The organism is Micromonospora sp. LOL_025 (assembly GCF_048060285.1).
Classification (GTDB): Bacteria; Actinomycetota; Actinomycetes; order Mycobacteriales; family Micromonosporaceae; genus Micromonospora.
Map to the genome: position 1 here is coordinate 214,898 of NZ_JBHMIR010000002.1, position 23,240 is coordinate 238,137.

Below are 23,240 nucleotides of genomic sequence, written 5' to 3' on the forward strand. Positions count from 1 at the left end.
GTCAGGGCCGGGGCGGGGCCTGGGCGGGCGGAAGGAGTTCGACGACCAGTTCGTCGTCCTCCATCGCCCCGGTGTGCACGAAGCCGAGGCTCGTGTAGAGGCGGGCGGCCTGGACGTTGTCGGGGTGGTAGGAGAGCCGGACGGGGTGACTGCCGTCCTGGCCGCCCAGCCACGCGGCCAGGGTGCGCACGGCCGCCCGGCCGACGCCCCGGTCCTGTTCGGCCGCGTCGACCACCATGCCGCCGATCCAGCGGGACCCGTCGTCGTCGACGCCCCACATGACGTGCCCGGCGACGGTCTCGTCCGCGTACACCGCCAGTGAGGTCCACACGTCGGAGCGCATGGTCAGCAGCAGGTAGCGGGCGGCCAGCGCCGCCACCCACCCGCGCTGGTCGTCGCGCGGGGCGACGTCGGCCACCGCCCGCCAGTTGTCGTCGTCCACCGGGCGCAGGGTCACCCGGCGCCCGGCCCGGTCGGAGAGTCCAGAATCGATCACCCGGGCAGCCTAGGGGCCGCCCGGGTGCCGCCGCGACGGGTTTGCCCGTCAGTCCAGCAGGGCGTCCAGGCCGACGGTCAGCCCGGGCCGGGTGCGGACCGCGCGGACGGCCAGCAGCACGCCGGGCATGAACGAGACGCGGTCGTACGAGTCGTGCCGGATGGTCAACGTCTCCCCCACGGTGCCGAAGAGCACCTCCTGGTGGGCGACGAGGCCGGTGGCGCGCACGGCGTGCACGCGTACCCCGTCGATGTCGGCGCCCCGGGCGCCCGCGACCTCGTCGGAGGTGGCGTCCGGGGCCGGGCCGAGCCCGGCCTCGGCGCGGGCGGCCGCGACCAGCCGCGCGGTGTGCGTGGCGGTGCCGCTGGGGGCGTCCAGCTTGCGGGGATGGTGCTGCTCGACGATCTCGACCGACTCGAAGTGCCGGGCGGCGCGGGCGGCGAACTGCATCATCAGGACCGCGCCGATGCCGAAGTTGGGGGCGATCACCACGCCCACCCCGGGCTTGTGGGCCAGCCAGCCGCGCACCCGCTCCAGCCGCTGCTCGGTGAAGCCGGTGGTGCCGACGACCGCGTTGATGCCCTGGTCGATGCACCAGTGCAGATGGTCCATGACGACGTCCGGGGTGGTGAAGTCGACGACCACCTCGGCCCCGGCGTCGGACGCGGCGAACAGGCCGTCGCCCTGGTCGACCATGGCCACCAGCTCCATGTCGGCGGCGGCGTCCACGGCCCGGCACACCTCGATGCCCATGCGTCCCCGGGCGCCCAGCACGCCGACCCGGATCAGCTCGTCCGGGCTCTTCTCCTGCTCGTCAGTCACGGGGCACAACCTATCCCAATCGGGACGCGCGCATCCGGGCGGACCGGGACCGGCGGGGAGGTGCGGGACAGTCCGCAGCGCCGGCGGCGACGACGCGCCGGGCCGGCGTCGGGCGACCGGGACGGGTCAGCGGGTGGAGAAGTCGCCGGTGCCGAACGGGCCGACCACGGCCAGCGACATCGGCCGGCTCAGCAGCTCGGCGGCCAGGGTGTTGACGTCGGCCACCGTGACCGCGTCGACCCGGCCCAGCAGCTCGTCGACCGGCATCAGGTGGCCGTAGAGCAGCTCCCCCTTGGCCAGCCGGCTCATCCGCGAGCCGGTGTCCTCCAGCCCCAGCACGAACGAGCCCTTGCTCATCCCCTTCCCGCGGGCCACCTCGGCCTCGGTCAGGCCGTCGGCGGCCACCCGGGCGAGTTCGGCCCGGGTCAGCTCCAGCACCTCGTCGACCTTGCCCGGGGCGCAGCCGGCGTAGACGGCGAAGAGGCCGCTGTCGGCGTACTGGCTGGCGTAGGAGTAGACCGAGTAGGCGAGGCCGCGCCGCTCGCGGATCTCCTGGAACAGCCGGCTCGACATGCCGCCGCCGAGGATGTTGTTGAGCACGCCGAGGGCGAAGCGCCGCTCGTCGAGCCGGTCGATGCCGGGGCAGCCGAGGATGACGTGCGCCTGCTCGGTCTCCTTCGGCTCCACCAGGGTGGTGGCGGGCTTCGTACGTACGGCCGGGGTGGCCGACCGGTGCGACGCGGGCGTCGCCGGGTCGGTGTCCAGGGGGGTGCCGCGCAGCGCCTGACGGACCAGCCTGACCACCGTGGCGTGGTCCAGGTTGCCGGCGGCGGCGACGACGATCTGCGGCGCGGTGTAGCGGCGGCGGTAGAAGCCCTGGATCTGCCGCCGGGTCATCGGGGTGACGGTCTCCTCGGTGCCGGAGATCAGCCGGCCCAGCGGGTGGTCGCCGTAGACGGCCCGGGCGAAGAGGTCGTGCACCTCGTCGCCGGGCTCGTCGTCGTGCATGGCGATCTCCTCGAGGATCACGCCCCGCTCGGTCTCCACGTCGGCCGGTTCGAGCACCGAGTCGGCGACCAGGTCGCACATCACGTCGATGGCCAGCGGCAGGTCCTCGTCCAGCACACGGGCGTAGTAGCAGGTGTATTCCTTGGTGGTGAAGGCGTTGGTCTCGCCGCCCACCGCCTCGATCTCCGAGGAGATGTCCAGCGCGCTGCGCTTGTTGGTGCCCTTGAAGAGCAGGTGCTCCAGGAAGTGCGCCGCGCCGGCCTGCGGGCCGGTCTCGTCCCGCGAGCCGACCGCGACCCAGACGCCGAACGAGACGCTGCGCATCGCCGGGATCGCCTCGGTGAGCACGCGCAGCCCGCTGGGCAGCACGGTACGGCGTACCGTGCCGCCCAGCGGGTCGTCGCTGATCGTGCGGGTCACCGCCCGGGCGGCGCCGCCGGAGCGGGCCGCCGCGGTGCTCCGGCGGGAGGCCCCTGCGGGGCCCGGAACGGACGCCACCCCCCGTCGATCCGGCGGAAACGGCGCGCTGACGGCCCGACTCACGTGTTGCTCCAGATCGACGAGGGGTGGGTGATGCGATGGTGCGGTGCGTCAGCTGCGCCGGGTGCGGCGGCGCGGACGCTCGCCGCCCTCGCCACCCTCGCCGCCGCCCTCGCCGCGCTCGCCGCCGCCCGGGCCACGACCGCCCCGGTCGCCGCCGCGCTCACGGTCGCCCCGGTCGCGCGGAGCCCGGTCGTCCCGGTCCCGGCCGGCCGGACGCTCGCCACCGGCGGCCTCGCCGGCGGCCGGCGCCTCGGCGCCCTCCGGGCGGACCTTGTCCAGGTAGATCTTGCCGCGGGCGTCGATGTCCGCGATCTCGACCTCGACCCGGTCGCCGACGTTGAGGAAGTCCTCGACCCGCTCGACCCGCTTGCCGTCGCCCACCTTGGAGATGTGCAGCAGGCCGTCCCGGCCCGGCAGCAGCGAGATGAACGCGCCGAACGCGGCGGTCTTGACCACCGTGCCGAGGAACCGCTCCCCGGCCTTCGGCAGCGTCGGGTTGGCGATCCCGTTGATCCGGTCCACCGCCGCCTGGGCCGACGGGCCGTTGGTGGCGCCGACGTAGATCGTGCCGTCGTCCTCGATGGAGATCTCGGCGCCGGTCTCGTCCTGGATCGCGTTGATGGTCTGCCCCTTCGGGCCGATCACCATGCCGATCTTGTCGACCGGGATCTTGACGGTGGTGACGCGCGGGGCGTACTCCGACATCTCGGCCGGGCCCTCGATCGCCGCCTGCATCACGCCGAGGATGGTCTGCCGGGCCTCGTACGCCTGCTGCAGCGCGGCGGCCAGCACGTCCGACGGGATGCCGTTGAGCTTGGTGTCGAGCTGGAGCGCGGTCACGAACTCCGGCGTGCCGGCGACCTTGAAGTCCATGTCACCGAACGCGTCCTCGGCACCGAGGATGTCGGTCAGCGTCACGTACTGGGTCTTGCCGTCCACCTCGTCCGAGATGAGCCCCATGGCGATGCCGGCCACCGGCGCCTTCAGCGGCACACCGGCGGAGAGCAGGCCCAGCGTCGAGGCGCAGACCGAGCCCATCGAGGTGGAGCCGTTGGAGCCGAGCGCCTCGGAGACCTGCCGGATGGCGTACGGGAACTCCTCGCGCGACGGCAGCACCGGGATCAGCGCCCGCTCGGCGAGCGCGCCGTGGCCGATCTCGCGCCGCTTCGGCGAGCCGACCCGGCCGGTCTCACCGGTCGAGTACGGCGGGAAGTTGTAGTTGTGCATGTAGCGCTTGCGGTTCTCCGGGGACAGCGTGTCCACCATCTGCTCCATGCGCAGCATGTTCAGCGTGGTGACGCCCAGGATCTGGGTCTCGCCACGCTCGAACAGCGCCGAGCCGTGCACCCGGGGCAGCACGCCGACCTCGGCGGTCAGCGGGCGGATGTCGCGCGGGCCGCGCCCGTCGATGCGGACCTGCTCGCGCAGCACCCGGTTGCGCACCTCGGACTTGGTGAGCGACCGGAAGGCGGCGCTGAGCTCCTTCTCCCGGCCCTCGAAGCGACCGCCGAGCTCCTCGGCGACCTTGGCCTTGATCCGGTCGAGGGCCTCCTCGCGGTCGGCCTTGCCGGCGATCTGGAGGGCCTCGGCGACCTCGGCGCGGGCCACGCCGGCCACCGCCTCGTAGACGTCGTCCTGGTAGTCCAGGAACACCGGGAACTCGGCGACGGGCTTGGCGGCCACCTCGGCCAGCTCGGCCTGCGCGCGGCACAGCTCACGGATCGCCGGCTTCGCGGCCTCCAGGCCGCTGGCCACGATCTCCTCGGTCGGGGCGGTCGCGCCGCCCGCGATCAGGGTCACGGCGTTCGGCGTCGCCTCGGCCTCGACCATCATGATCGCGACGTCGCCGTCCGGCAGCGAGCGGCCGGCCACGACCATGTCGAAGGTGGCCCGGGCCAGCTCCTCCAGGGTCGGGAAGGCGACCCACTGGCCGTCGATGTGCGCGACCCGGGTCGCCCCGATCGGGCCGGAGAACGGCAGGCCGGAGAGCTTGGTCGACATCGAGGCGGCGTTGATCGCCACGACGTCGTAGGGGTGCTGCGGGTCGAGCGCCAGGATGGTCTCGACGACCTGGACCTCGTTGCGCAGGCCCTTGACGAACGACGGGCGCAGCGGCCGGTCGATCAGCCGGCAGGTGAGGATCGCGTCCTCGCTGGGGCGGCCCTCGCGGCGGAAGAACGAGCCGGGGATGCGGCCCGCGGCGTACATCCGCTCCTCGACGTCGACGGTCAGCGGGAAGAAGTCGAACTGCTCCTTCGGCTGCTTGCCGGCGGTGGTGGCGGAGAGGACGACCGTCTCGCCGAGCTGGGCGACGACGGAGCCGGCGGCCTGACGGGCCAGCCGGCCGGTGGAGAAGGTGATCTCACGGGTGCCGAAGGACCCGTTGTCGATCACGGCGGTGCGGGATTCGGTGCCGAGGTTGGTCTCGGTCATGGTGCTGTCGTGCTCCTTCGCATCGGGGGCCCACGACGCGGGGAGCTGCTCAGACGGCCGGTCTTCGATCGAAGCGCCCGGGTGGCCGGCGCAATGCCGGGGTGCCCGGGGGCCACTACCGGAGACCGGTACGCTGACCGGCTCCCGTTCTCGGGTGGTCGCGCGGCCCGGTTTTCGTGTGGTGGCGGAGCGGGGGAGCGGCCCGGTCGGGCCACTCCCCCGTCACGTCACCGGCGCAGACCGAGCCGCTCGATGAGCGACCGGTAGCGGTTGATGTCCTTCTTCTGGACGTAGTTGAGCAGCCGACGGCGGCGGCCGACCAGCAGCAGCAGCCCACGGCGGCTGTGGTGGTCGTGCTTGTGCACCTTCAGGTGCTCCGTCAGCTCGGCGATCCGCTTGGTGAGGACCGCGACCTGGACCTCCGGCGAACCGGTGTCGCCGTCGGCGGTCGCGTACTCCGCGCGGATCTTGGCCTTGGCTTCCTGGTCGAGCGCCATGTTCTCCCTGTTTCGTGGGTTGTTCGATGATGTCCGTCGGATCGGTCAGTGGACCGGAAACGGACCGGTACCTCGCACCCGCGGCGTCGTGCAGGCACGCGAGGCCCCACGTCGGTCAGCCGACGTCCCCGCCAGACTACCAGCCCTGCCGGGCGGCGGCCTGTCAAGGGCCGCGACGCGGTCAGCCGAGCACGCGCCGGGTCCGCTCGACGTCCTGGTTCATCTGGGCGATCAACGGCTCGATCGCGTCGTAGCGGATCTGCCCGCGCAGGTGCGCCACGAAGTCCAGCGCCAGCCGCTCGCCGTAGAGGTCGCCGGTGAAGTCGAGCACGTACGCCTCCACCCGCCGCTCCCGGCCGGAGAAGGTCGGGTTGGTGCCGACCGACACCGCCGCCGCCAGGGGCTCGGCGTGGCCCCGGCGCACCAGCCGGGCGGCGTAGACGCCGTCGGCGGGCACCGCCGCGTACCGGTGGCAGAGCAGGTTCGCGGTGGGGAAGCCCAGCTCGCGGCCGCGCTGGTCGCCGCGGACCACCACGCCCTCCACGCGGTGCGGGCGGCCGAGCGCGGCGGCAGCCGCCGTCACGTCCCCCGCGTCGACGCAGGAGCGGATGTACGTGGAGGAGTAGACCGTGCCCGCCTCCGCGACCAGCGGGGCACCCTCGACGGCGAAGCCGAAGGTGCGGCCGAGCCGCTCCAGCAGCGCCACGTCACCGGCGGCTTTGTGCCCGAAGCGGAAGTTGTCCCCCACCACGACCAGCGCGGCGTGCAGGTGCTCGACCAGGATGTCGTGCACGAACGCCTCGGCGGGCAGCCGGGAGAACTCCGGGGTGAACGGCACCACGCAGAGCACGTCCACGCCGAGCGCCTCGATCAGCTCGGCCTTGCGGGCGGTCTCCGTGAGCACCGCCGGGTGCGAGCCGGGGCGCACCACCTCGGCCGGGTGCGGGTCGAAGGTCACCACCACCGACTGCACGCCCAGCTCGCGAGCCCGGGACACGGCGTGCCCGATGGTCGCCTGGTGTCCCTTGTGCACGCCGTCGAAGACGCCGATGGTGACGACCGACCGCCCCCAGCCACCGGGCGCCGCGTCGTACCCCCGCCACCGCTGCATGCCGCTCCTCCCCTGCCTCTCCGGCGGCCCGCACCGGCCGCCGTCCTTCGCCCCCCGTCAGGCGGGGGCGAGCACGATCTCCGCGCGGGCCCGGCCGTCCCGCTCGCTGACGATAGCGATCAGGCCGCCGTCCGGGCCGAAGACCGCGTAGGGGCCGGCGATTCCCACCGGGTCGAGCGGCCCGCCGTGGGAGAGCAGCTTGGCCTCGTCGGCCCCGGCGTCGCGGCGCGGGAAGAACCGCTCGGCCGCCGCCGCCAGCGGCAGGTTCACCACCTCGGGGGCGCGCTCCTCCAGCTGGTCGAGGGTGGCGGCCTCCGCGAGGGGGAAGGTCCCGACGGCGGTACGGCGCAGCGCGGTCAGGTGCCCGCCCACCCCGAGCGCCAGGCCCGCGTCCCGGGCGATGGCCCGGATGTACGTCCCCGAGGAGCAGGTCACGTCGATGTCCACGTCGACGACGTCGGGCGCGTCGCGGCGCACCGCCAGCAGCTCCAGCCGGGACACGGTGACCCGACGGGCGGGCAGCTCGACGCTCTCCCCCTCACGCACCCGCTTGTACGCCCGCTGCCCGTCGACCTTGATGGCGCTGACCGCGCTCGGCACCTGGTCGATCTCGCCGGTGAGCGCGGCCAGGGCCGCCCGGATCGCCTCGTCGGTGACCTGGCCGGCCGGGGTGGTGGCGATCACGTCGCCCTCGGCGTCGTCGGTGACGGTGGCCTGGCCGAGCCGGACGGTGGCCGCGTAGCTCTTGTGCGCGCCGATCACGTAGGTGAGCAGGCGGGTGGCCTTCCCGACCCCGATCACCAGGACGCCGGTGGCCATCGGGTCGAGGGTGCCGCCGTGCCCCACCCGACGGGTCCGCGCCAACCGGCGGATCCGCGCCACCACGTCGTGCGACGTCATGCCGCCGGGCTTGTCGACCACGATCAGACCGTCTGTGCTCACGACACTCAAGCCTGCCAGACCGGGTCGGACGCCCCGCCGCCGCCGTACGTCCGTGGCTGCGCCGGAGTTGCTCCCCACCCGCGCGGCGGTGGAAGGCCACCTCCGACGGTCGGCCGATGTGCCGTCAGCCACTCGGGCGGGGTTACGGCGGGAGTGGCGTGCGGGACCACGTTCCGGGCGATCGGGTGCGAAGATCATGCGCCCTCGACGTGCCACTCACCAAGGACAGACCGATGACCAGTCAGCAACCGGCGGACGAGCCGTCCCCGCCGGGTCGGCCGGCGCCCCTGGCGTGCGACGACGAGCCGGGGCGGGTCCCGGAGTGGCTGCGCCAGCCCGACGAGGAGCATCCGGTCGGCACGCGGGAACGGCTCCGCCTGTTCTGGGAGGAGCACACCCGGGCCGTCATCGCCGTGGTCGGGGGCGCGCTGGTCCTCGTCCTCCTGCTCGGCGTGGGGTGGTTCGACCTGTGGCGACGGGCCGGGGAGACGCCCCGCAGCTACCCGACGACCAGCCCGCCGCCGGGCGTCTCCGCCACGAGCGACGCGACGCCGGCACCGCCTGCCGACAACTTCGCGGGTACCCCGGCGGCGGCCTTCGCCGAGGGGGCGGCCGGGATCACGCTGCCGCCCGCCCGGCGGACGGGTGTGTTCAGCGCCAGCGAGGTGGCGGCGGCGCTGGCGGACGTCCGCGCGGCGATGCTGCTCGCCCGGCTGGACCGGAAGTTCCTGGCCGGTGGCGAGCTGGACCGGTTCGTGCGGATGTTCGCCCCGGAGTCCCGGTCGAGCATGCGAGCCGACTTCCGCGACAGCTCCTTCGCCTCGTACGCGACCCGGCTGGCCCCGGGTGCCCGGCTGACCGCCGACCAGCCCCGGGTCAAGGGGCGGGTCACCTACCGGGCGACCCGGGACAGCGACGGCATCCGGGTGCTGGAGATCACCACCAACTTCGTCTGGGCGTACGCGTTCCGCACCCTCGACCCCACTCCGGGCGCCGGTGTGGTGGTCGTCCACGACACCGTCGTCTGGCATGTGCCGCATCCCGACGACGTCACGAAGGCCGGCGTCGGGCTCTGGCTGGTGGAGGCGGACTCGTACGCCTCCAACATGGACTGTGTGTCGATCGACAAGGGTCTGCTGGCTCTCGGCGCCTCGAGCTACGGTCTTCCGCTCGACACGGAGGACCCCGACGCGGTGTTCGACCCCGATCGTTCGCTGGACATCGCAGACACCTGCTGAGCCGAACCGGAGCACTCATGACACCCGACGGACGACGCGCGCACGATCACCGCGCCCGGGTGGACCTCCCGGACTGGATGCGCAACCCGACACCGCCGCGACGGACCCTCGGCCGTCGCGTCACCGACCTGGTCGAGCGGCTGCCCGGGCTGCGTGCGGCCCGGCAGTCGCTGTGGCGGTGGCGGGACCGCACCGGGCTGATGGAGTCCCACCCGGTGATCACGACCATCCTGTCGGTCCTCGTCGCCCTGACGGGGACGACCGCCCTGGTCGCCGGGCTCTTCTACTGGCTCCACCTGACGCTGCGCGACGTGGCCTGACCGGAGGACAGGATGCCCGCCGACACCCCCCGCCCCGCGGAACCGGCCCCGCCGGCCGATCTGCCGCCCCCCGCCGGGCAGGTGCCGCCCGCCCACGCGACGCCGGGGGCCGTGGGAGCCACGGGCCGACGGGAGATCGCGTTCGCCGAGGCGGAGCAGGTCAGCCTGCCCGACTGGATGCGGTCGACGGGGGCCGAGCACCAGCCGACCGGGCTGGACAGGGTGCGCTTCTTCTGGGCCAGGCACAACGGCCCGCTCGCGGTCGGTGTCGCGCTCGCGCTCGCGCTGCTCATGCTCGTCGTGGGCGGATGGATGGTCGTCCGGGTGGGCGACGAGCTACGGACCGCGACCGCCGCGCCGACGACGAGCGCGACGCCCGAGCCGACCAGCGCCGTCGGCACCCCACGCGATCTCTTCGCCGGCACCCCGGCGGCGTCCTTCGCCCGCCGGGAGGAGGCGATCGTCCTGCCGACGGCCACCGCCGAGGGCCCGTTCGACAAGGTCCAGGTGCGCGCCGCGCTCGACTCGGTACGGAAGGCGCTCATCGAGAGCCGGCTGGAGACCGCGATGCTGGTCGGCGACATCGAACCCTTCCTCGGCCTGCTGGCGCCGGACTCCCGCGCGGAGATGCGGCCGCACTTCGACAACGCCCGTTTCCTGCACGTCGCCACGAGGATGGAATCCCGCGCGGACTGGGAGTACGACATCCGCGCGCAGGGACGGATCAGCTACCGCGCCAGGACGGTGGCCGGGATCCGCCTACTGGAGGTGACCACCGAGTTCGTCTGGGCGTACCCGTTCGACGTGATGCGCCGGGCACCGGCCGGCGCCGGCCTGGTGGCGGTCCGCGACCGGGTGGTCTGGCAGGTGCCTCACCCGAAGGACGTTCCGGCGTCGTCCCGAGGGCTCAGGCTGGCCTCCGCGAAGGCCGTCACCTGGAACGCCGACTGCGCCTGGCTGCGCGACGGCTGGCTGAACGTGATGCAGTGGCTGCCGGACCTGCACGGCCCTCGCGTGCCGGGCGGTGATCCGGGCGACTTCTTCGACCTGGCCGCCCCGATGACGACCACCTCGAGGTGCTGAGGCTCAGCGGACCGCGCCGGTCACGGCCCAGCCGCCGGAGCGCAGCCGCAGCAGCAGGGCGACCAGCCGGAGCACCACGAAGAGCGTGAGCCCCGCCCAGATGCCGCCGAGGCCGAGGTCGAGCCCGTGGGTCAGCCAGATCGCGGGCAGGAAGCCGCCGAGCGCGGCCACGATGGTGAGGTTGCGCAGGTAGCGGACGTCGCCCGCGCCGATCAGCACGCCGTCGAGGGCGAAGACCACACCGGCCAGCGGCAGCATCGCCACGAACCACGGCCAGGCGAGCATGGCCTGCTCGCGTACCTGCGGATCGGAGCTGAACCACCCGGGGACCACGCCGGCGCCGGCGGCGACGAGCACGGCGAACGCCACGCCACAGACGCCGCCGAGCAGCGCGATCCGGCGGGCCAGGTCCCGGGCGGCGGCGTCCTCGCCGGCCCCGAGCGCGGCGCCGATCAGGGACTGGGCGGCGATGGCGAGCGCGTCGAGCACCAGGGCGGTGAAGAACCACAGTTGCAGGGCGATCTGGTGCGCGCCCACGGCGGCGGCCCCGAAGCGGGCGGCGACGGCGGTGGCGGAGAGGAAGCTGGCCTGGAACGCGACACCCCGGATCAGCAGGTCCCGGCTGAGCGCCAACTGCTGCCCGATCAGCCGGGGCCGGGGCCGCAGCGGGACCCGTTCGGCGATCAGCGCCCCGGCGAAGAGCGCCCCGCAGATGGTCTGGGCGATCACGTTGGCCACGGCGGAGCCGACCAGGCCCAGCCCGACCGGATAGACCAGCAGCGGGCAGAGCACGGCGGAGAGCACGTTCGGGCCGAGCACGAACACCAGCGGACGGCGCATGTCCTGCACGCCGCGCAGCCAGCCGTTGCCGGCGGCGGCGAGCAGCAGGCCGGGCGCGCCGAGCGCCGCGACCCGCAGCCACTGCGCGGCGGCGTCGGTCACCTCGCCGGGGCCTCCGACGAGGGTACGCGCCAACGCCCCGCCGCCGACCTGCATGCCGAGCGCGACCAGCACCCCCACCCCGAGGGCCAGCCAGGACGCCTGGACGCCCTCGGCGACGGCGGACGCCCGGTCGCCCGCCCCGAAGCGTCGGGCCGACCGCCCCGTGGTGCCGTACGCGACGACGGTGCCGAGCCAGGCGATGAGCGTCAGCACCGTGCCGCCGACGGCCAGGGCGGCCAGCGGCACCCGGCCGAGGTGCCCGACCACCGCCGTGTCCACGAGCACGTAGATCGGTTCGGCGGCCAGCACCACCAGCGCCGGCAGGGCCAGCGCGGCGATCCGGCGGGGCGTGACCGCGCGGGGCCCGAGGGCGACGGATTGGCTCATCGCCGCCGATCCTGGCACGGGCGAGTAAGGATCGCAAGCTACCCGATCACTTACCGGGAGCCAGCTGGACGACGCTCACGGCACCGAGCAGGAGCACTCCCCCGACGGCCACCGGCACGGACAGCGACTCGCCGACGAGCCAGCCCGCGAGCAGCACGGCGGTGAGCGGCTCCGCCAGGGTGGCCAGCGCGGCGGCGCTGCCGGTGACGGCGCGCAGGCCGGCATAGAACAGGGCGTACGCCACCGCCGTGGTGACCACCCCGAGGTGGACGAGCAGGCCGATCGGCGCGAGCCGGGCCGGGACGCCGATCCCCTCGGCCAGCGCGACCGGGGCCAACGCCAACGCGCCGACCACCGCGGACACGGTGGTGAGCGTCATCGTCGCGACGCGTCGCGCGGCGTGCCGGCTCAGCACGGTGCTGGCGGCGTAGCCCACCCCCGAGCCGACCGCCGCGAGCAGACCGAGCAGCGGACGCGGCGCGGTCGCGCCCGGCTCCCCGACCGACACCGTGATCAGCACGAGGCCGGCGACGCCGGTCACCAGGGCGCCCAGCATGGTCCGCCCGGGCAGCCGCCGCGCGCGCAGCGACTCCCACCCGAAGATGAGGACGGGGGCGAGCCCCAGGCTGACCACGGTGGCCACCCCGACACCGCCCGCCGCGACCGCGAGGAAGTAGAGCGCCTGGTAGCCCCCGAGCCCGACCCCGACCCCGACGAGGGCCACCGGTTGCGACCGCAGCGCCGCGAGCACCGGGCCCAGCCGGTGCGCCACCAGGGCGACCAGCACCAGCGCGCCGATGGCGAGGCGGTAGAAGCCGATGCCCGTCGGGGTGAGCGTGGTGGACTCGCGGACGAGTTGCACCGCGACACCGGTGGTGCCCCAGAGCACGGCGGCGCCGGTGACGTAGAGCAGCCCCCGGCGGGCGCCGACGCTCGGCGCGGGACGGTGGCGGCGTGGGGTGGACGTGGACGTGGACGACGGCAGAGAAGACGATCGGGTCACGGGTGCGCTCCAGGCAGGATCGGGCCGCTGACAGGGTCGACGTCAGTCGGAGCGCACACACGACGGACAGGCGGCGGGCGATTCCACCCGGGCCCTGCGGGGGGCGCCGTTCAGGCGGGCCGCCCGGCGAGTGGACCGGCGGCCATCCCGCAGGGGGAGGCGGGCCGGTGGCGTGGCGCTCCGGTCAGGAGCGCGGCGGGGGCAGAACGCCCTGGAAAGGCCTCATGCCCGCACCCTAGCGGAGAGCCGCCCCGGCGTGCCTCGACATTTGCGGGTGGCGTGGCCGGGGGCACGGCCCGGACGTCTCGTCGAGCAGGTCGCCCCGCTCGACGGTGACGTCGCGGGCGACGGGCGGAAGCGTGGAGACGCGGACGCTCAGGCCGGGGGCAGGGAGTCGAGCCAGCGGCGTACCTCGGCGCGGTTGCGGAGCCGGACCACCGGGAGCGCCGGTGAGTGCGTGGCGACCGCGGTGAGCAGCCGGGGACGGGACCGGCGGGGATAGCGCGACCGTGGCCCGCCAGCGGGCGTCGCCCAGGGCCACCCAGCCGGGCTGCCAGTAGTGCCGGTCGAGGTGGATCAGCGGAAGGTCGAGCCGGCGGGCGACCTCGTGGGAGAGGGTGCTCTTACCGGCGCCCGCGCTGCCGACGACGAGGATCCGGCGCATGCGGGAACCGTAACGGTCCACCGGTCCGGACGATAAGTCGTTTTCCTGGCCGGGGGCGACGGACGCCCGCGACCGGAGCCGGGGCCGGGGTGGGCGGTGACGCTGTCGGCGCGGGACGCCGGCGGCGTCACCGCCGGTCGGCGTCGGTCACTGACGGGTGTCCATGGACGTCTGCAGCGCGCGGCGCATCTGCTCGCGGGCCTCGTCGGTGGTCTGCGGCTTGGGCTTGCTCGGCATGGTGGTCCCCTTCCAGGGCGTGGGCCGCCGGCGGACGGCAGCCCTCTCGGGCGGTCGTGCTGAGCGCCCGTCAGCGGCCCGGGGTCACCGGAGCGGCTGTGGGCAGCGGAAGCCCGGGTCGGTCCGACCCTGGAGGGAGGCGCCACCGGGTGTGGCGACACCGCCCACGGCCGGCGCCGCCACACGACGCCGGCCGATTCCCAAGCTATCGTTCAGGTCCACATACTGCCCATGGTTCCCGCGATCTGGACTCGTGTTCGCGGCCGGGGCCGCCGCGGCACGGGTCCCGGAGGATGCGGGGCACGCGGTCAGCGGGCCAGGAAGTGCCAGCCCAGCCACCACCAGAAGCCGAACAGGCCGATCCGGCCGACCGGCACCGGGCCCACCTCGTAGCGCATCACGTAGGCGCAGACCTCACCGAGCGTGGGGATCCGCGAACCCTCGCGGCGGGCCGCCCACTCGACGGCCGCGAAGAGCACCAGGGAGGCCAGGAAGCCCCCGATGGCCAGCATCCGCATCATCGCCGCACCAGCCCCCAGAACGCCGACAGCCAGCCCAGCCAGACCGCCGAGCGGACCAGCTGGTCCTCCAGCAGCGGATCGGCCAGCCGCGAGAAGGTGGGGAAGTCGTCCCCCGCCGCCAGCACGAACGTGGTCCCCTCGAAGACCCCGAAGACCACCACCGGCAGGGCCCACCAGGCCGCCGGGGCGCCCAGCCGCCGTGGCGCGGGCCGCCGGGGCACCCGGTTGCTCAGGCCCAACCAGATCAACACCCCGCCGGTGCCGAGGGTCCAGAGGTTGGCCTCGGTCGAGAAGGACGGGAACCGGCCGCCGACCAGCGAGAGGCAGACGAGCACCGGCACGGTGACGGCGGGACGGTCCCAGGCGCGGGGCGCCTCGACGGTGAGGTCGTGGGGCTGTTCCATCCCGCGATTCTCCCCGTACTCGCCGGAACCGGGAAGACGGACACTCCCCCGAGCTCACCCTGATCTTCCTGCGCCGGGCCCTTCCGGATCAGTGCCGGCCGGGGCCGGTCAGCGCGCCGTCGAGCTCCGCGCGGATGCGGTCGACGACCTCGTCCACCGTCCCCGAACCGGTGAAGCCGGCGGCGAAACGGTGCCCGCCGCCGCCCAGCGCGACCGCCACCCGGCTGACGTCGACCGCGCCCTTGCTGCGCATCGACACCGCCCAGTCGCCGGTCGGCGTCTGCTTGACCACGCAGCTCACGTCGGCCTCGGCGGTGCACCGGACCGAGTCGATCAGCGCCTCCAGCACGTACGGGCGCTGGTCGTGCCGGGCCAGGTCGTCCTGGGTCGCGTACGTCCACACCAGGCCGTGCCCGGCGGCCCGGGCGGGTTCCAGGCGGGCCCGGCCGAGTACCTCGCCGAAGAGGCGGACGGCGCCGAACGGCCGGGTGTCGAAGATCCGACGGGAGATGTCACCGGGTCGGATGCCGGTCGCCAGCAGGCGGGCCGCCAGCTGGTGCACCGCCGGGGTGGTCGCCTCGAACCGGAACGAGCCGGTGTCGGTGCTCAGGGCGACGTAGAGGCACTCCGCGATCCCGGCGTCCAGCCCGACGCCGAGCCGGGCGAGCAGCCCTTCGGCGACCACCGAGGTGGCCGCCGCGTGCGGGTCCACCAGGTTGATCCGGCCGAAGCGGGTGTTCGACGCGTGGTGGTCGAGCACCAGCGCCTCGCCGGCGGTCTCCAGCCGGTCGACCAGGTCGCCGAGGCGCGACTCGCTGGCCGCGTCGAAGCAGATCACCAGGTCCGGGTCCGGGTACGCCTCGGCCGCCGGCACCAGCAGGTCGAGCCCGGGCAGCCCACGGAACGGCTCCGGCACCTCCGGCGGGCCGGGGAAGGTCGCCTGCATCCGCCGCACGCCCAGCCGACGCAGCCCGAGCCCGAAGCCGAGCATGCTGCCCAGCGCGTCCCCGTCCGGGTTGACGTGGCAGATCAGCAGCACCCGCCCGTCCGGCGGCAGTTCCCGCACGGCCGCGACGCCGGCGGCCCACTCCGCCTCGGTCGGGCCGGAGTCGACCGGTGGCGGCGCCTCGGCGAGGGCCCCACCGGTCGTGCCGCCGGACGGCTCGGTCACCGCGGGTCCCCGCCCCGGGGCGGGGTCTCGTCGGCGTCCTCGTCGGCGTCGCGGGCCTCGTCGGCGTCCTCGTCGGCGTCCTCGTCCAGCCGGTACGGCTGGGGCTCGCCCGCGTACTCGGCCCGGGCGGCGATGCGCTGCACCTCGGCGTCGGCGTTGCGGGCCTGGGCGAGCAGGTCGTCGATGTGCTTGACCTGGTCCTGCACGTCGTCCAGGACGAAGGTCAGCGTCGGCGAGTGCCGCAGCCCGAGCGCCTTGCCGACGGTGCTGCGCAGCATGCCCTTGGCGCTCTCCAGCGCCGCCGCCGTGCCCGCCTGGGCCGCCGCGTCGCCGAGCACCGTGTAGAAGACGGTCGCGTCGCGCAGGTCGGCGGTGATCCGGGCGTCGGTGATGGTGATCATGCCGAGCCGGGGATCCTTGATCTGGCTACGCACCACCGACGCGACAAGTTCACGCACCCGCTCCGCGTGCCGGCGTACCTTGGCCGGATCCGACATCTTCGCCACCTCCACGGCGTCCCGCTCCCGGCCGTCGTCCGGCGACGCGGAGCGCCCCGGAGCCGACGGCCCAACAACCCGAACACTACCCGCGCGGCCACCCGCGCCGCGCGGCGCCGGCTCCGTCCCGGCTTCCGACGGACAGACGCCGCCGGGTCAGTCCTCTTCGCCGTACAGCCGCCGGCGCACCGAGAGCAACTCGGTCTCCGGCCGGCCGGCCACCAGGCGCTCGCAGGAGTCCAGCACCTCGCGGACGTGCGACGCCTCGGCGGCCACCACGGCCACGGCTATCTCGGCCCGACCGTGCAGGTCGAGCGCTCCCACTTCGGCGGCCGAGACCTCGAAGCGGCGCAGCGCCGCCACGATCGGCCGTACGTATGATCTCTTGGCCTTGAGCGACCGGGAGTCGCCCGGCAGCAGCAGGTCGAAGACCGCGGTTCCGGTGAACATCGCCCCGGACGATACCCGCAGGGCCCTCCACATGATCAAGGGGTTTACGCCTTTCGGCGCAAACCCCTTGATCAGTGGTTCACCGGATCAGGCGCGAACCTTCTCGCGCATCTCGAAGGTCTCGATGATGTCGCCGACCTGGACGTTGTTGTAACCACCCAGGGTCAGACCACACTCGAAGCCCTCGCGCACCTCCGTGGCGTCGTCCTTGAAGCGCTTGAGCGAGCTGACGGTGAGGTTGTCCGCCACCACCGACCCGTCCCGCAGCAGGCGCGCCTTGGCGTTGCGCCGGATGATGCCCGACCGGACGATGCAACCGGAGATGTTGCCGATCTTGGACGAGCGGAAGACGTCGCGGATCTCCGCGGTGCCCAGCTCGACCTCCTCGTACTCCGGCTTGAGCAGGCCCTTGAGCGCTGCCTCGATCTCCTCGATGGCCTGGTAGATCACGGTGTAGTACCGGATCTCCACAGCCTCGCGGTCGGCGATCTCGCGGACCTTGTTGGCGGCCCGCACGTTGAAGCCGATGATCGTGACCGGCTCGGACGACGCGCTCGCGAGCATGACGTCGCTCTCGGTGATCGCGCCCACGCCCCGGTGGATGATCCTGAGCTGGACCTCCTCCGGGATGTCGAGGTTGAACAGCGCGTCCTCGAGGGCCTCCACGGAACCGGAGACGTCGCCCTTGAGCACCAGGTTGAGCGAGGTCTTCTCGCCCTCCTTGAGCTGCTCCATGAGCGTCTCGAGGGTGGCCCGGCCGCGGGAGTTGGCGAACGACGCCGCCCGCCGCCGTGCCTGCCGCTGCTCGGCGATCTGGCGCACCGTGCGGTCGTCCTCGGCCGCCAGGAACGTGTCGCCGGCACCGGGCACCGCGGTCAGACCGAGCACCAGGACCGGACGGGCCGGACCGGCCTCGGCGACCTGGTTGCCGTTCTCGTCGAGCATCGCCCGGACCCGGCCGTGCGCCCCACCGGCGACGATGGAGTCGCCCGCCCGCAGGGTGCCCTTCTGCACCAGCACCGTCGCCACCGCACCGCGGCCCTTGTCCAGGTGCGCCTCGATGGCCACACCCTGCGCCGGCCCGTCGATCGGAGCGGTCAGCTCCAGCGACGCGTCGGCGGTCAGCAGGACCGCCTCGAGCAGCTCGTCGATGCCGATGCCCGGCTTCGCCGCCACGTTGACGAACATGGTGTCGCCGCCGTACTCCTCGGCGACCAGGCCGTACTCGGTCAGCTGCTGGCGGACCTTGTCCGGGTTCGCCTCCGGCTTGTCGACCTTGTTGACCGCCACCACGATCGGCACGTCGGCCGCCTTGGCGTGGTTCAACGCCTCGATCGTCTGCGGCATGACACCGTCGTCGGCCGCGACGACGAGCACCACGATGTCGGTGACCTGGGCACCACGGGCACGCATGGCGGTGAACGCCTCGTGACCCGGGGTGTCGATGAAGGTCACCGCGCGGTCCTCGCCCTCGTGCGGCACGTGGACCTGGTAGGCACCGATGTGCTGGGTGATGCCACCCGCCTCGCCGGCCACGACGTTCGCCTTGCGGATCGCGTCGAGCAGCTTGGTCTTACCGTGGTCGACGTGACCCATGACGGTCACGACCGGCGCACGGCTGACCAGGCGGTCCTCCGCGACCTCGGCGTCGAGGTCGATGTTGAACTGCGCGAGCAGCTCGCGGTCCTCGTCCTCCGGGCTGACGATCTGCACGTTGAAGCCGAGGTGCTCACCCAGCAGGAGCAGGGTGTCGTCGGAGCACGACTGGGTCGCCGTGACCATCTCGCCCAGGTTGAACATCTCCTGGACCAGCGAACCCGGGTTGGCGTTGATCTTGTCGGCGAAGTCCGACAGCGAGGCGCCACGGGAGAGCCGCACGACCTGACCCTGACCCCGGGGGGCACCCGAGCTCATGGTCGGAGCCGACAGGTTGTCGAACTCCTGTCTGCGCTGCTTCTTGGACTTGCGACCGCGCGTCGGCCGGCCACCCGGACGCCCGAAGGCACCCGCGGCACCGCCGCCACGGCCACGACCGCCACCACCCGGACGGCCACCGCCGCCGGCCGGAGCACCCGGACGGAAACCGCCGCCCGGCGCACCGCCGCCGCCACCACCGGGACCGCCACGGTAGCCACCGCCACCGCCGCCGCCACCGGGACCGCCGCGGAAGCCACCGCCACCGCCGCCGCCACCGGGACCGCCGCGGAAGCCACCGCCAGCGCCACCGCCACCGGGACGACCCGCGCCGCCACCGGGGCCGCGACCGGCGCCACCGGGGCCGGGGCGACCGGTAGCGGGACGCTGGCTCGGCATGGAGGCCGGGCTCGGACGGGGCGGCATGGAGGCCGGGCTGGGACGCGGAGGCATGCCGGCCGGGCTGGGCCGGGGACCACCCGCACCGGCGGCCGGGGGCCGCTGCTGCTGCTGGCTGCCCTGGATGCCGAACGGGTTGTTACCGGCGCCGCGCGCCGGCGGACGCCCGCCCGGACGACCACCCGGGCCCGGCGCCGGCGCGCCGGGACGACCGGCGGCCGGGGAACCCGGGCGGGGCGGCATGGCACCCGGACCCGGTCGGGGACCGGGACGGTTGCCACCGTCCGCCGGGGGCTCCCGGCGGACGTTCTCACGCTGCTGCTGCCGAGCGGCCTGGGCGGCCTTGACCGCCGCCTCCTGCTCGGCCTTCAGCGCGGCGGCACGCGCCTCGGCGGCCGCCACCTCGATGTCGTGGGCACTCGCCGGCTTGGCGACCGGCGCCGCGGGCTGCGGCGGACCGGGCACCGGGCCCTTGGGCTTGGGACCGGGCGTCGGCGCGGCCGGCCGCCGGGGCGGCATCGGCTTGGCCGAGACCCGGGGCCCACCGGGGGCCGGGGAGGGCGTCGGGGTCGGGGTCGGCGCCGGGGCGGCCGCCGGTGGGGCGGCCGGTGCCGGAGATCCGGCGGAGGCGACGAATGCGCTACGCAGCCGTCGGGCGACGGGCGCCTCGACGGTGCTGGACGCGGACTTCACGAACTCGCCCATCTCCTTGAGCTTGGCGAGAACGGTCTTGCTTTCGACCCCGAGCTCTTTTGCAAGCTCGTGTACGCGGGCCTTACCTGCCACTGCACTCCTCACTCCGAGGTCGTGCGGGCAGCACCCGCAGCGACCTCACTCGTGCACTTGAAGCCTGGTCATTTCAGGGACTTCATCGTGTGCTCATGTCGGTCGTCCTACCCTGCTAGCGACCCTCGCCCGGTCGGGCTGACCGGACGTAGTGGTTGGCGCATCGACGTGCTCCGCAAGCTCACCGTGGTCGGGGACCCCGGTGATGCGCAGCGCACGCCCGAAAGCGCGTCGCCGCACCGCTTGCGCGAAGCAGGCCGGATCCGGGTGCATGTTCGCTCCCCGACCCGGCAGCCTGCGGGCCGGATCGGGCCGAAGGCTGTGACCAGCCTCGTCGCCGACCGCGACGATCCGCAGCAATTCGCTGGCCGGCGCGCGTCGTCGGCAACCCACACAGGTGCGTTCCGGCAGCGCGCGTCGTACCACTGGAGAAAGTCTACCCCTAGGCGCCCGAGATCGCGCCGCCCGGCTCCGGGACGTGATCAGCTCCGCCCCGGCCGGTGGCACCGGACTGCTCGGCGTCGGACCGGATGTCGATCCGCCAACCGGTCAACCGGGCAGCAAGTCGGGCGTTCTGCCCCTCCCGGCCGATGGCGAGGGAGAGCTGGAAGTCCGGCACGGTCACCCGGGCGGTGCGGGTGGCCAGGTCGACCACCTCGACCCGCAGGGCCTTGGCCGGCGACAGGGCGTTGCCGACGAACGTCGCCGGGTCGTCCGACCAGTCGATGATGTCGATCTTCTCGCCGTGCAGCTCGCTCATCACGGCACGTACCCGCTGCCCCATCGGGCCGATGCAGGCGCCCTTGGCGTTGACCCCCTGGGTCGTGGAGCGGACCGCGATCTTCGTACGGTGACCCGCCTCACGTGCGATCGCGCCGATCTCGACCGTGCCGTCGGCGATCTCCGGCACCTCGAGCGCGAAGAGCTTCTTGACCAGCGCCGGGTGCGACCGGGAGAGGGTGATCTGCGGCCCGCGCATCCCCTTGGCCACGTGCACCACCACGCAGCGGATCCGCTCGCCGTGCGCGTAGCGCTCGCCGGGCACCTGCTCGGACTGGGGCAGGACGCCCTCCAGCTTGCCGAGGTCGACGCTGACGATGCCCTTCTCGCTGCGCGCCTCGTGCGCCTGCACCACGCCGGTGACCAGGTCACCGTCGCGGCCGACGTACTCGCCGAAGTGCACCTCGTCGGTGGCCTCCCGCAGCCGCTGGAGGATCACCTGCTTGGCGGTCATGGCGGCGATCCGGCCGAAGTCGTGCGGGGTGTCGTCCCACTCCCGCACGACGGTGCCGTCGTCGTCCAGCTCCTGCGCGTAGACCAGGGCCGCGCCGGACTTGCGGTCGATCTCCACCCGGGCGTGCGACTCCGCCCCCTCGGTGTGCCGGTAGGCGGTCAGCAGCGCGGTCTCGATCGCCGCGAGGATCGTGTCGAACGGGATCTCCCGCTCGCGCTCGAGTGCGCGCAGCGCCGCGAGGTCGATGTTCACCTCTCCTCGTCCTCCACATCATCTTCGTCGTCGAAGTCGTCGGTGTCGTCCATGTCGTCGGGTTCGTCCGTCTCCTCGATCTCGTCGAGGCGGTGGAACTCGACCTGCACCCGGCCGGGGCCGAGCTCTGCGTACGTCCATGCGGCGCGGCCGGCGTCGGTCTCCAGCACCACGCGCTCGTCGTCGGCCTCGACCACCCGGCCGGTGACCTGCCGGTCGCCGGCGGGCTGCTCGGCCTGCTGGCCGGGCGGGGCGCCCGCGCCGCGGGCGGTCACCTTCACCAGCCGGCCGACGTTGCGCCGCCAGTGCCGGGGCAGGGTGAGCGGCCGGTCCACGCCGGGGGAGCTGACCTCCAGCTGGTACTCCCCGGCGACGATGTCGCCCCCGGCCTCCTCGGCCGCGTCGAGGGCCGCGGAGACGGCCCGGGAGACCACGGCGACGGCATCCAGGTTGATCCCGCCGTCGGCGTCCACGATCACCCGCACCACGTGCCGGCGGCCGGCGCGGGACACGGAGAGGTCCTCCAGGTCGTAGCCGGCGCCGGCGACCACCGGCTCGATCACCTCACGCAGCCGGGCCCGCCGGGCGGCGAGGTCGCCGCGCGGGCCGCCGGCACGCTCCCCGCCCCGTGGGGCGTCGGCGCGTCGGGGTCTCCCCGCCGGACCCGTCGACCTCGTGGCACGGCCACGCTGCGTCATCTCCGCACCCTTCTGCTGATCGACGGCACCCGGTCGGCCGCCATGCCGGCACGCCACCGGAGCTGACGCGCCGGTGGCTGCGCAGAGCGTAACGCGCCTGCCGCGCGCCGGGCCGGGCGGCGCACCGACGCCGGTCGCCCACGTACGGCCGGTGATGGTGTTGACTTGTCCGGTGGCGACGGGCAGAACGACACGACGCGGCGAGACGACCGGGCATTCCCGGCGGAGGGTGCTGCGCGCCGGGGCCCTCCTGGCGCTCGGCGGGGCGGCGGCGCCGCTGACCGGCTGCGGCATCCTCGACCGCGACGACGAGCCCGCTCCGGGGCCCGATCCGCTCGCGCCGCTGCTCGACGAGTCGCTCCGGCTCGCCGCCGGGCACCGGGACGCCGCCGCCGCGCACCCCGCGCTCGCCGCCCTGCTCACGCCGATCGCCGAGGCGCACCGCGCGCACGCCGCCGAACTGGCCCGGGTCATCGGCGTACCGCTGCCCTCGGCGTCCGCCGCGGCCACGCCCGCCGCGCCGGGCGACCCGGCGGCGGCGCGGGCCGCGCTGCGCGAGGACGAACGCGCCGCCCGGGAGGCGGCGACCAGGGCCTGCGCGGCGGCGCCGGCCGAGCGGGCCGCGCTGCTCGCCTCGATCGCCGCCGCCCGGGCCACGCACGTGGAGGCGTTGCGGTGACCGCGCCGACACCGTCGGGGCCGGCCGGGGCGTTGGGCGCGGCGCTCTCCGCCGAGTACGCCGCGATCTGGGCGTACGGGCCCATCGGGGTACGCCTCACCGGCGCCGCCCGCAACGCCGCGAAGGAGGCGGAGGCCGCGCACCGGCGCCGCCGCGACGACCTGATCGTGCAGTTGAGCGCCGGTGGCGGCAACGTCCCGCCGGACCGGGCCGGCTACACGCTGCCGTTCCCGGTCACCGACCGGGCGAGCGCGCTGCGACTGGCCGTCGAGGTGGAGGAGCGCACGGCCGCGTTCTGGCGGGCGGCGGTGCCGGCCACCAGCGGCGCCGACCGGGACAGGGCCCTGGCCGCCCTGGTCGAGTACGCCCTGCGGGCCACCCGCTGGCGGCGGACGGCCGGGATCACCCCGTTGACGGTGCCGTTCCCGGGCCGCCCCGCCTGACCGGCCGGCCCCCTCGGCGCCCGCTCCGGTTGCGGGTCGCATACCAGGTATGCATACTCCGTTGCC

General features: G+C 74.2%; 24 protein-coding genes. 5 read left to right on the plus strand and 19 right to left on the minus strand.

Annotated features, from left to right (window positions below; all coding sequences use genetic code 11):
• Position 1: 1 nt before the first annotated feature.
• The 7 genes from ACFHW0_RS03700 to truB form a co-directional block, all read right to left on the minus strand.
• Positions 2 to 496, minus strand: coding sequence for a GNAT family N-acetyltransferase (locus ACFHW0_RS03700; RefSeq protein WP_416605460.1), 495 nt, complete (start codon positions 494 to 496; stop codon positions 2 to 4).
• A gap of 48 nt (positions 497 to 544) precedes the next feature.
• The gene (gene dapB / locus ACFHW0_RS03705) at positions 545 to 1,318 is read right to left on the minus strand and encodes a 4-hydroxy-tetrahydrodipicolinate reductase (RefSeq protein ID WP_416605461.1); all 774 of its coding nucleotides are present in this window, start codon (positions 1,316 to 1,318) and stop codon (positions 545 to 547) included.
• A gap of 126 nt (positions 1,319 to 1,444) precedes the next feature.
• Positions 1,445 to 2,869: a M16 family metallopeptidase gene (locus ACFHW0_RS03710; protein WP_416605463.1), complete on the minus strand. Its 1,425-nt coding sequence runs from the start codon at positions 2,867 to 2,869 to the stop codon at positions 1,445 to 1,447.
• A 48-nt stretch (positions 2,870 to 2,917) separates the two neighbouring features.
• Positions 2,918 to 5,302: a polyribonucleotide nucleotidyltransferase gene (locus ACFHW0_RS03715; protein WP_121396037.1), complete on the minus strand. Its 2,385-nt coding sequence runs from the start codon at positions 5,300 to 5,302 to the stop codon at positions 2,918 to 2,920.
• A gap of 227 nt (positions 5,303 to 5,529) precedes the next feature.
• Positions 5,530 to 5,799 carry a 30S ribosomal protein S15 gene (gene rpsO / locus ACFHW0_RS03720; protein WP_121396038.1) on the minus strand — a complete coding sequence of 90 codons (270 nt, stop codon included), beginning with the start codon at positions 5,797 to 5,799 and terminating at the stop codon, positions 5,530 to 5,532.
• A 181-nt stretch (positions 5,800 to 5,980) separates the two neighbouring features.
• Positions 5,981 to 6,910 (minus strand): bifunctional riboflavin kinase/FAD synthetase, encoded by a 930-nt coding sequence (locus ACFHW0_RS03725; RefSeq protein ID WP_132232840.1) that lies wholly within the window; start codon positions 6,908 to 6,910, stop codon positions 5,981 to 5,983.
• A gap of 57 nt (positions 6,911 to 6,967) precedes the next feature.
• Complete coding sequence (gene truB / locus ACFHW0_RS03730; protein ID WP_416605465.1) at positions 6,968 to 7,852, minus strand: tRNA pseudouridine(55) synthase TruB; 885 nt, start codon at positions 7,850 to 7,852, stop codon at positions 6,968 to 6,970.
• Positions 7,853 to 8,085: 233 nt separating this feature from the next.
• On the opposite strand from truB, the gene ACFHW0_RS03735 reads away from it, so the two are divergent.
• The 3 genes from ACFHW0_RS03735 to ACFHW0_RS03745 are packed head-to-tail and all read left to right on the plus strand — an operon-like array spanning position 8,086 to position 10,493.
• Entirely contained in the window at positions 8,086 to 9,090 is a 1,005-nt protein-coding gene (locus ACFHW0_RS03735) for a hypothetical protein (protein ID WP_416605467.1), read from the plus strand.
• Positions 9,091 to 9,107: 17 nt separating this feature from the next.
• Complete coding sequence (locus ACFHW0_RS03740) at positions 9,108 to 9,410, plus strand: hypothetical protein (protein ID WP_416605468.1); 303 nt, start codon at positions 9,108 to 9,110, stop codon at positions 9,408 to 9,410.
• A gap of 12 nt (positions 9,411 to 9,422) precedes the next feature.
• A complete protein-coding gene (locus tag ACFHW0_RS03745; RefSeq protein ID WP_416605470.1) occupies positions 9,423 to 10,493 on the plus strand; it encodes a hypothetical protein in 1,071 nt (356 codons plus the stop codon).
• Positions 10,494 to 10,496: 3 nt separating this feature from the next.
• Here ACFHW0_RS03745 and ACFHW0_RS03750 read toward each other — a convergent pair whose 3' ends face one another.
• The 12 genes from ACFHW0_RS03750 to rimP form a co-directional block, all read right to left on the minus strand.
• Positions 10,497 to 11,822, minus strand: coding sequence for an MATE family efflux transporter (locus tag ACFHW0_RS03750; RefSeq protein ID WP_416605472.1), 1,326 nt, complete (start codon positions 11,820 to 11,822; stop codon positions 10,497 to 10,499).
• A gap of 46 nt (positions 11,823 to 11,868) precedes the next feature.
• A complete protein-coding gene (locus tag ACFHW0_RS03755; RefSeq protein WP_416605473.1) occupies positions 11,869 to 12,825 on the minus strand; it encodes a DMT family transporter in 957 nt (318 codons plus the stop codon).
• A 235-nt stretch (positions 12,826 to 13,060) separates the two neighbouring features.
• Entirely contained in the window at positions 13,061 to 13,489 is a 429-nt protein-coding gene (locus tag ACFHW0_RS03760) for a hypothetical protein (protein WP_416605474.1), read from the minus strand.
• 545 nt (positions 13,490 to 14,034) lie between these two features.
• Positions 14,035 to 14,244 (minus strand): DUF6186 family protein, encoded by a 210-nt coding sequence (locus tag ACFHW0_RS03765; protein WP_366640208.1) that lies wholly within the window; start codon positions 14,242 to 14,244, stop codon positions 14,035 to 14,037.
• On the minus strand, positions 14,244 to 14,651 hold the full coding sequence (locus tag ACFHW0_RS03770) for a hypothetical protein (RefSeq protein WP_121396043.1): 408 nt from the start codon (positions 14,649 to 14,651) through the stop codon (positions 14,244 to 14,246). The genes ACFHW0_RS03765 and ACFHW0_RS03770 overlap by 1 nt, the downstream gene beginning before the upstream one ends.
• Positions 14,652 to 14,739: 88 nt before the next feature.
• Positions 14,740 to 15,717, minus strand: coding sequence for a DHH family phosphoesterase (locus ACFHW0_RS03775; RefSeq protein ID WP_416605735.1), 978 nt, complete (start codon positions 15,715 to 15,717; stop codon positions 14,740 to 14,742).
• Positions 15,718 to 15,818: 101 nt separating this feature from the next.
• A complete protein-coding gene (gene rbfA / locus ACFHW0_RS03780; protein WP_416605475.1) occupies positions 15,819 to 16,319 on the minus strand; it encodes a 30S ribosome-binding factor RbfA in 501 nt (166 codons plus the stop codon).
• Between the two features lie 156 nt (positions 16,320 to 16,475).
• Positions 16,476 to 16,769 carry a DUF503 domain-containing protein gene (locus ACFHW0_RS03785; RefSeq protein ID WP_101414636.1) on the minus strand — a complete coding sequence of 98 codons (294 nt, stop codon included), beginning with the start codon at positions 16,767 to 16,769 and terminating at the stop codon, positions 16,476 to 16,478.
• Positions 16,770 to 16,856: 87 nt separating this feature from the next.
• Positions 16,857 to 19,868 (minus strand): translation initiation factor IF-2, encoded by a 3,012-nt coding sequence (infB, locus tag ACFHW0_RS03790; protein ID WP_416605477.1) that lies wholly within the window; start codon positions 19,866 to 19,868, stop codon positions 16,857 to 16,859.
• Between the two features lie 93 nt (positions 19,869 to 19,961).
• Positions 19,962 to 20,294, minus strand: a complete 333-nt coding sequence (locus ACFHW0_RS03795) for a YlxR family protein (RefSeq protein WP_091620735.1) — start codon at positions 20,292 to 20,294, stop codon at positions 19,962 to 19,964.
• Between the two features lie 16 nt (positions 20,295 to 20,310).
• Entirely contained in the window at positions 20,311 to 21,354 is a 1,044-nt protein-coding gene (gene nusA, locus ACFHW0_RS03800; RefSeq protein WP_416605479.1) for a transcription termination factor NusA, read from the minus strand.
• Entirely contained in the window at positions 21,351 to 22,052 is a 702-nt protein-coding gene (gene rimP / locus ACFHW0_RS03805; protein ID WP_416605481.1) for a ribosome maturation factor RimP, read from the minus strand. Before rimP ends, nusA begins: the two co-directional genes overlap by 4 nt.
• A 229-nt stretch (positions 22,053 to 22,281) precedes the next feature.
• Here rimP and ACFHW0_RS03810 point away from each other — a divergent pair, with 229 nt between their 5' ends.
• Together ACFHW0_RS03810 and ACFHW0_RS03815 are read left to right on the plus strand one after the other, a co-directional pair.
• Positions 22,282 to 22,731: a hypothetical protein gene (locus tag ACFHW0_RS03810; protein WP_416605736.1), complete on the plus strand. Its 450-nt coding sequence runs from the start codon at positions 22,282 to 22,284 to the stop codon at positions 22,729 to 22,731.
• Positions 22,728 to 23,174: a ferritin-like domain-containing protein gene (locus tag ACFHW0_RS03815; protein ID WP_416605482.1), complete on the plus strand. Its 447-nt coding sequence runs from the start codon at positions 22,728 to 22,730 to the stop codon at positions 23,172 to 23,174. Before ACFHW0_RS03810 ends, ACFHW0_RS03815 begins: the two co-directional genes overlap by 4 nt.
• Positions 23,175 to 23,240: the final 66 nt, after the last annotated feature.

Coding starts and splice junctions, on each gene's coding strand:
- ACFHW0_RS03715 (WP_121396037.1), bottom strand. CDS start 5,302: ATGACCGAGACCAACCTCGGCACCGAATCCCGCACCGCCGTGATCGAC.
- rpsO (WP_121396038.1), bottom strand. CDS start 5,799: ATGGCGCTCGACCAGGAAGCCAAGGCCAAGATCCGCGCGGAGTACGCG.
- ACFHW0_RS03725 (WP_132232840.1), bottom strand. CDS start 6,910: ATGCAGCGGTGGCGGGGGTACGACGCGGCGCCCGGTGGCTGGGGGCGG.
- ACFHW0_RS03735 (WP_416605467.1), top strand. CDS start 8,086: ATGACCAGTCAGCAACCGGCGGACGAGCCGTCCCCGCCGGGTCGGCCG.
- ACFHW0_RS03740 (WP_416605468.1), top strand. CDS start 9,108: ATGACACCCGACGGACGACGCGCGCACGATCACCGCGCCCGGGTGGAC.
- ACFHW0_RS03745 (WP_416605470.1), top strand. CDS start 9,423: ATGCCCGCCGACACCCCCCGCCCCGCGGAACCGGCCCCGCCGGCCGAT.
- ACFHW0_RS03750 (WP_416605472.1), bottom strand. CDS start 11,822: ATGAGCCAATCCGTCGCCCTCGGGCCCCGCGCGGTCACGCCCCGCCGG.
- ACFHW0_RS03760 (WP_416605474.1), bottom strand. CDS start 13,489: ATGCGCCGGATCCTCGTCGTCGGCAGCGCGGGCGCCGGTAAGAGCACC.
- ACFHW0_RS03765 (WP_366640208.1), bottom strand. CDS start 14,244: ATGCGGATGCTGGCCATCGGGGGCTTCCTGGCCTCCCTGGTGCTCTTC.
- ACFHW0_RS03770 (WP_121396043.1), bottom strand. CDS start 14,651: ATGGAACAGCCCCACGACCTCACCGTCGAGGCGCCCCGCGCCTGGGAC.
- rbfA (WP_416605475.1), bottom strand. CDS start 16,319: ATGTCGGATCCGGCCAAGGTACGCCGGCACGCGGAGCGGGTGCGTGAA.
- ACFHW0_RS03785 (WP_101414636.1), bottom strand. CDS start 16,769: ATGTTCACCGGAACCGCGGTCTTCGACCTGCTGCTGCCGGGCGACTCC.
- rimP (WP_416605481.1), bottom strand. CDS start 22,052: ATGACGCAGCGTGGCCGTGCCACGAGGTCGACGGGTCCGGCGGGGAGA.